The sequence below is a fragment of the Streptomyces sp. NPDC059957 genome (assembly GCF_042730015.1).
Taxonomy (GTDB): domain Bacteria; phylum Actinomycetota; class Actinomycetes; order Streptomycetales; family Streptomycetaceae; genus Streptomyces.
In genome coordinates this window covers 68,068-74,682 of the sequence record NZ_JBHWMB010000025.1, presented here as the reverse complement: position 1 = coordinate 74,682, position 6,615 = coordinate 68,068, and the positions used below count along the sequence as shown (strand labels likewise).

3 protein-coding genes are annotated in these 6,615 nt (G+C 74.8%); 2 read left to right on the top strand and 1 reads right to left on the bottom strand.

Annotation, left to right across the window (positions count from 1 at the left end; genetic code table 11):
- Positions 1-166: 166 nt before the first annotated feature.
- Positions 167-3,199 carry a BTAD domain-containing putative transcriptional regulator gene (locus tag ACFWBW_RS18805; RefSeq protein ID WP_385373828.1) on the bottom strand — a complete coding sequence of 1,011 codons (3,033 nt, stop codon included), beginning with the start codon at positions 3,197-3,199 and terminating at the stop codon, positions 167-169.
- 180 nt (positions 3,200-3,379) lie between these two features.
- On the opposite strand from ACFWBW_RS18805, the gene ACFWBW_RS18800 reads away from it, so the two are divergent.
- Positions 3,380-4,837, top strand: coding sequence for an NB-ARC domain-containing protein (locus tag ACFWBW_RS18800; protein ID WP_385373761.1), 1,458 nt, complete (start codon positions 3,380-3,382; stop codon positions 4,835-4,837).
- A complete protein-coding gene (locus tag ACFWBW_RS18795; protein ID WP_385373760.1) occupies positions 4,834-6,585 on the top strand; it encodes a DUF885 domain-containing protein in 1,752 nt (583 codons plus the stop codon). Before ACFWBW_RS18800 ends, ACFWBW_RS18795 begins: the two co-directional genes overlap by 4 nt.
- Positions 6,586-6,615 lie beyond the last annotated feature (30 nt).

The window sequence follows — 6,615 nt, the reverse complement described above, 5'->3', positions numbered from 1 at the left end:
GGGGGCCGGGCTGTCGTCCTCCTTGGCTCCTCCTTGGTTGTTTTTTTGGGGGTGGGCGCCCCTGGGCTGGGCCCGTGTGGGGGGCGCTCGCGCGTTGCGGCAAGATCCGAAAGAGACGGCCTGGGCTGCCTAGTGCTCTGGCCGGCAAACCTTCCCGGTCACAGCACTAGCGGGAGCGGCAGTGTGCGGGAAGGCCCATCGCGTCGAACAGCCGGGCCGCCTCGGCCCGTTGGCGGGCGGCCCCCTCGTGGTCGCCGAGGGCGTCGGCTGCCTCGGCCATGCCCTGCAGGGCATGGGCCTCCTCGGCCTGGTAGCGGATCGCCGCGGCGATCTTGTGGGCGTTCGCGTGCAGGGCCATCGCCGGCTCGTGGGCGCCGAGGCGGCGAAGCCGGGCCCCGAGGAGGTTCTCGGCCTTCGCCTGGCGGATCGGCGTACCGCAGGAGCGGGCCAGCTCCAGGGCGTGCTGGGCGTCCGCCTCCGAGCGGTCCCGGCGGCCGAGGCGGTCCGCGACGTCGGCGGAGAGGGCCAGTATCAGGGCCAGGTCCCCGGGTGAGGTCGACGCGTCGGACAGGTCGCGGGCCTGGACCAGCAGGCGCAGTGCCTCCTCGTCCTCGCCGAGCCCGGCGTGGGCGAAGGCCAGGTCGACCAGTGCCGTCGTCTCGTGGCGGCGGTTGCCGAGCTCCCGGTCGAGGCTGAGGGCGCGGCGGGCCGCCTCGGCTGCCTCCGCGTAGCGGCCCCACTGGGTGTAGAGGGTGCTGAGCAGGGTCTGGCTTTCGGCTTCCGGGCGGGCGGCGCCCAGCTCCCGTTCGAGGGCGATCGCCTTCTCCAGGTGGACCAGGGCCTCGGGGAACCTGCCGAGGGTGGTCTTGAGCAGGCCCAGGATGCTTTCGCTGTGCGCCTCGTTGTGCCGGTCGCCGAGGCGGACGGAGGTGTCGAGGCCCTCCTCGGTGACCTCGATGCCCTCTTCGAAGCGGCCGAGCTTCCAGCAGGCGATGCCCAGGTTGGAGAGGGTCACGCTGAGCAGGGAGAGGTCTGCGAGCCGGCGGGCCGCGCCGACGGCGACCCGGCCCAGCTCGCGGAACTCCTCGAAGTGGCCGCCCGCGTGGAGCTGGAAGACGATGTTGCGGGTGAGGTGGACGGTGTGCCGGTCGTGGCCCCGCTGGTCGGACAGGGCGACGGCCGCCAGCAGCCCCGCGTGCTCGCGCGTGAACCACTGGAGGGCGCGGTCGCTTTCGCCGAGGGGCGGCAGTTCGGCCTTGGACGCCGGGATGCCGGTGTCGCGCAGCCGCCGCCCCGGGAAGAGGACCGCGCAGGCCGCCTCGGTGGCGGTGAGGTAGTAGTCGAGGAGCCGTTCGGCGGCCTCGGCGTCGGCCCGCTCCGTGTCCGGGGACCGCAGGCTGTGCGCGAAGCTGCGCACCAGGTCGTGGAGGACGTACAGGTCCATCTCGGGCTGCTGCAACAGGTGGACGTCCAGCAGCAGTTCGAGGACGTCCTCGGCGTCGCGGGTGTCCGTTCCGATGACGGCCGCCGCCGAGTGGACGTCGAGGGCCGTGCCCGGGTGCAGGGCCAGCAGCCGGAACGCGCTGCGGCACTTCTCGTCCATCGCCTGGTACGAGAGGCGCAGGGTCGCGGCGACGCTGCGCTCGCCCGAGCTCAGCTCGTCGAGGCGGCGGGTCTCGTCGCGCAGCCGCGCGACGAGGTACTGCACGGTCCAGCGGGGCCGGTTGCGCAGCCGGGCGGTCGCGATGCGCAGGGCGAGCGGCAGGTGGCCGCAGAGGCGGGCCAGTTCGGCGGCGCTCTCGGGCTCCGCGGCGACCCGGTGCTCCCCGAGGGTCTCCGCGACCATCCGGGCACTCTCCTCGGCCGGCATGAGGCCGATGGATATCCAGTCGGCGCCGTCGAGGTCGAGCAGGCGGGCCCGGCTGGTGATCAGCACCAGGCAGCCGGGGGAGCCCGGGAGCAGGGTGCGGATCACCGCCGGGTCGACGGTGTTGTCCAGGAGGAGCAGCAGCCGCTTGCTGCTGAGCGTCGCCCGCCACAGGGCGCTGCGGCCCTCCGTGTCGTCGGGGATGCGGTCGCCGGGGATGCCGAGCGCGCGCAGCAGGTTGTCCAGGGCCGTGCCGGCGGCCATCGGCTGCTCGCCGGGGGTGAAGCCGCGCAGGTCGATGTGGAGTTGACCGTCCGGGTACGCGTCGGCGAGCCGATGCGCGGCGCGGACCGCGAGGGCGGTCTTGCCGCTGCCTCCCATGCCGTCGATCGCCACGATCCTGGCGCCCTGATCGGGAGCCTCGGCGGCGTAGGCGAGCAGCTCGCGCAGCTCCTTGTCGCGGCCGGTGAAGTCGGCGAGGTCGTACGGGAGGGTGCAGGGCGGTTTGGCGGGTGCCGCATCTCCCGCGCCGGCTCCCGCACCGGTCCCCGCGGGGGGTTCGGGGGCGGCCAGTTCGGGGCTGTCGCGCAGGATGCCCTCGTAGACCTTGCTCAGTCGGGGCCCGGGGTCGACGCCCAGTTCCTCGACGAGCAGCTGGCGGACCTTGCCGTACTCCTCCAGCGCCTCGGCCTGGCGTCCCGAGCGGTACAGCGCGAGCATCAACTGGCCGCGCAGGGTCTCCCGCAGCGGGTACTGGGAGACGAGCGAGCGCAGGTCCACGACGAGCTCGGCGCTCTCGCCCAGGCCCAGCCGCAGCTCGCAGAGCTGTTCGGAGGCGGTGAGGCGGCGTTCCTCGAGGGCGGACGCGGCGGCTTCGACAACCGATCCGCCGTCACCGGACAGGACGGGCCCGCGCCACAGCGCGAGGGCGCGGCGCAGGGACTCCGCGGCCTCGGCCGGGCGGCCCCGGGCGGCGGCGCCCTTGGCTTCGCCCACCAGGCCGGTGAACTCGGTCAGGTCGAGCTGGCCGTCCCCGACGGCCGAGCGGTAGCCGGGCCCGTCCGTGACGATGACTTCGGCACCGTCCGGAATCCGACGGCGCAGATCGGCCACGGCCTTGCGCACCTGGTGCGCCGCGGTGGCCGGGGGATCCTCGTCCCAGGCGGCTTCCACGAGACGGGACACCGGCAGGACCTTGCCCGGGTCCAGGAGCAGGGTGACGAGGACGCGTTCCTGGATGGCGCCGCCCAGGTGCAGCCTGGCGCCGTCCGCCCAGCCTTCCAGCGGGCCCAGTACGTTGAAGCGCAGGCGTCCGCCGCCCAGTCCGTCCATCGTTCCCACCCCCGGATCCTGCCTCGTTCCCATGACAAAGCCCCAGGTGGGTGCCGTCCTCTCGCGATCATAGGGCGTCCGTATACCGGAGCGGTACTGGTACGGGAGGGGATCGGGAAGGGCTCTGCGCACGATGCACGGGTATGTCAGCCCCTCACCGCCACCGCAGAGGAGTACAGCGTGGGCAGACCGGAGAAACCCCTCGACCCGGATGCCGGACCGGCCACCGCCTTCGCTCGCGAACTGCGGCGCCTGCGGACCGCAGCGGGCTGCCCCAGCTATCGCGAGATGGCCAGAAGCGCGATGTTCTCCTCGACGGTGCTGTCCGACGCGGCGGCCGGATACCGACTCCCGACGCTTCAGGTGGCACTCGCCTTCGTGGAGGCCTGCGGTGGTGAGCGCACCATCTGGGAGCGCCGCTGGCGCGAGGCCGCACGCGCGGAGGACATCGAGTCCGTGGAGACGCAGGCGCGGCCGGCCGGCAAGGCCGCGCAGCAGCAGGACGCGGAGCTGCGCGCCGCCGCCGTACGGGCGTTGGCGCCCGTACCCGCGCAGCTGCCGTGGGAACCCAGGCCGCTCGCCGGGCGCGTGCGCCACCTCCAGCAGGCCAGGGCGCTGACCGCGCCCGGGCCGGACACGGCGGCCCCGCTGGTGATCAGCGGGCAGCTGGGCGCGGGCACCTCCGCGTTCGCGCTGCGCCTCGCGCACGAACTCGCGGCCGGCCTGCCGGACGGGCAGCTGTACGCGGATCTGGGCCGGGCCGGTGAGGAGGACCGGGAGGCCGCGGACCTCGCCGCCGGGTTCCTCCTCGCGCTCGGCATCCCCGCGGACCGCATCCCGGCCGATCCCGGGCAGCGGCTCGGCCTGTACCGGTCGGTGCTCGCCCGCAGGCGGCTGCTGGTGGTGCTGGACGGCGTACGGCGCGAGGGCCAGGTGCGGGAGCTGCTCGCCGTCGGGCCGCAGAGCCGTGTCCTGGTCACGAGCCGCTCGCGGCTCCTCGGCCTGGACGGGGTGAGCCGGATGCGGCTGCCCGTACTGGACCGCGACGAGTCGATGGACCTGCTGGTCGCCCTGATCGGCGAGGACCGGGTCGGCGCCGAACCGCGCGCCTGCCTGCGTCTGGCGGAGGCGTGCGGGGACCTGCCGCTCGCCCTCAACCTGGCCGGGCGCCGGATCGCGGCCCGCCCCGAATGGCTGCTGGACGACGCCGTGGACGATCTGATCGGCGACGGCCCGCGCGAGCCCGGCCGGCTCCTGGGACTGCTGCGGGCCGGTGACCTGCGGCTGCGGGCACGCATCGAGGACGCCTACCGCGGGCTGGCCCCGTGGGCCCGGCTCGTGTTGCGGCAGTTCGCCGAGTCCGGAGCCAGGGTGTCCGTGGACACCTTCGCCCGCGAAGTGGTGGACGTGCTGGCCGAGTCGGTGGAGCGCCCCGCGGGACCGGTCGAGGACCTGCTGGAGGAGCTGGCGGACGCCGGGCTGCTGGAGCGTTCAGACCTGGCCGGACAGTACGGACTGCCGCCGCTGATCCGGGAGTTCGCGCTGACCCAGTCCGATCCGGGGGTCATGGGGGCGCGGAGCGCAGAACGTACCTACGACAACCCCCACCGCAACCCCACCAGGAGAGTGCCGGCATGACCGCAACCTCGACCGAAACGCCGCCCCCGACGCAGACGCCGACGCCGACGCCGCCCCCGACCCCGATCGCGGCCCAGACCGTACGGGAGACCGCGCCCGGTCAGGACACCGTCACCGACCTGGCCGACCTGGTCCTCGCCGTCCTCGCGGAGGAGGACCCGCTGGAGGACTCCCTGGAGGGCTGCGCCGAGACCCTCGGGCGGCTCGCCGACCCCTCCGAGGACGCCCAGCTCGCCCTGCGGGACCGCGCGCTGGCCCTCGCCCACCGGGCCGTACGCCTCACCCCGCCGGCCGGCCAGGAACGCATCACCCGCGCCCTGGTGATCCAGCAGGCCGAGGCGGTGGCCGCCCGGCTCGACGCCCGGCTCGTCGAGCACACCCTCGCCGACTACCAGACCTCACCCCTCGGCCGGCTGCTCGGCAGCCTGCCCGAGGGGCGCCCGGCCGGGCCCGACCAGGAGCAGGGCCACCTCGACCGGCTCGCCGCCGTACCCGGCTACCTGGCCGCCGCCACCGAACGGCACCGCGCCGGCCTGGCCGCCGGCCGCCCGCCGGTGGCCGAGCGGGCCCGGCACGCCGTCGGACGCCTGGACGCCTACCTCGCCGACCCGGCGGCAGACCCGCTGCGCGCCGTACCGCTGACGGGGGAGCGCGCCGCCGCACGCGACCGGCTCCTGGAGGAACGGGTCCGCCCGGCCTTCGCCGTGTACCGCGAGGTGCTGGCCGGGGAACTGGCACCGGCCGGCCGGCCCCAGGAACGCTGCGGCCTGAGCCACCTGCCGCAGGGGCAGGAGGTGTACGCCTCCCTGGTGCGCGTCCACACCACCACCGACCGCACCCCCGAAGACCTGCACCGCACCGGCCTCGACCTGCTCGCCCGTCTCGACGAGGACTACGCGAGGACGGGCGCCAAGGCCTTCGGGTCGGCCCCCGGCGCGGCCGAGGTGCGCCACCGGCTGCGCACCGACGCCGGGCTGCGCTGGAGCGGTCCGGGCGAACTCCTCGCCGTGGCACGGGACTCCATCGCCCGCGCCCAGCAGGCCGCGCCCCGCCGGTTCGGCCGGCTGCCGTCCGCCCCGCTCGCCCTCGAGGGCAGGGCGGTGCCGGGCGCCCCGCAGGCCTGGTACATGCCGGCCGCGCTGGACGGTTCCCGTCCGGGCACCTACCACGCCAACACCGACCGGGCCGAGGAGCGCTCCCGCATCCTCGCCGAGGCCACCGCCTTCCACGAGGCGGTCCCGGGACACCACGTGCAGATATCGCTGGCGCAGGAGCTGGAGGGGCTGCCGCGGCTGCGCAGCCTCGCCTGGATCAACGCGTACATCGAGGGCTGGGGACTCTACTCGGAGCGCCTCGCCGATGAACTGGGCCTCTACTCGGGGCCGCTGGACCGGCTCGGCATGCTGGCCATGGACTCGCTGCGGGCCGCCCGGCTCGTCGTCGACACCGGGCTGCACCACTTCGGCTGGAGCCGCGAGCGGGCGGTGGGGTTCCTGCGCGAGAACACCGTCCTGGCGGAGGTCGAAGTCCAGAACGAGACCGACCGCTACGTGGAATGGCCCGGCCAGGCGCTCTCGTACATGACGGGCCGCCTCGAGATCCAGCGGCTGCGCGCCACGGCGGCCTCCCGGCTCGGCTCCCGCTTCGACGTACGGGCCTTCCACGACCTGGTGCTCGGCAGCGGCCCGCTGCCGCTCGGGGTGCTGGACGAGGTGGTCGGCGCCTGGACGGACGCCCGCGCCCGCTGAGGTGCACAAGCAAGTGGGCCGCCCCGCACG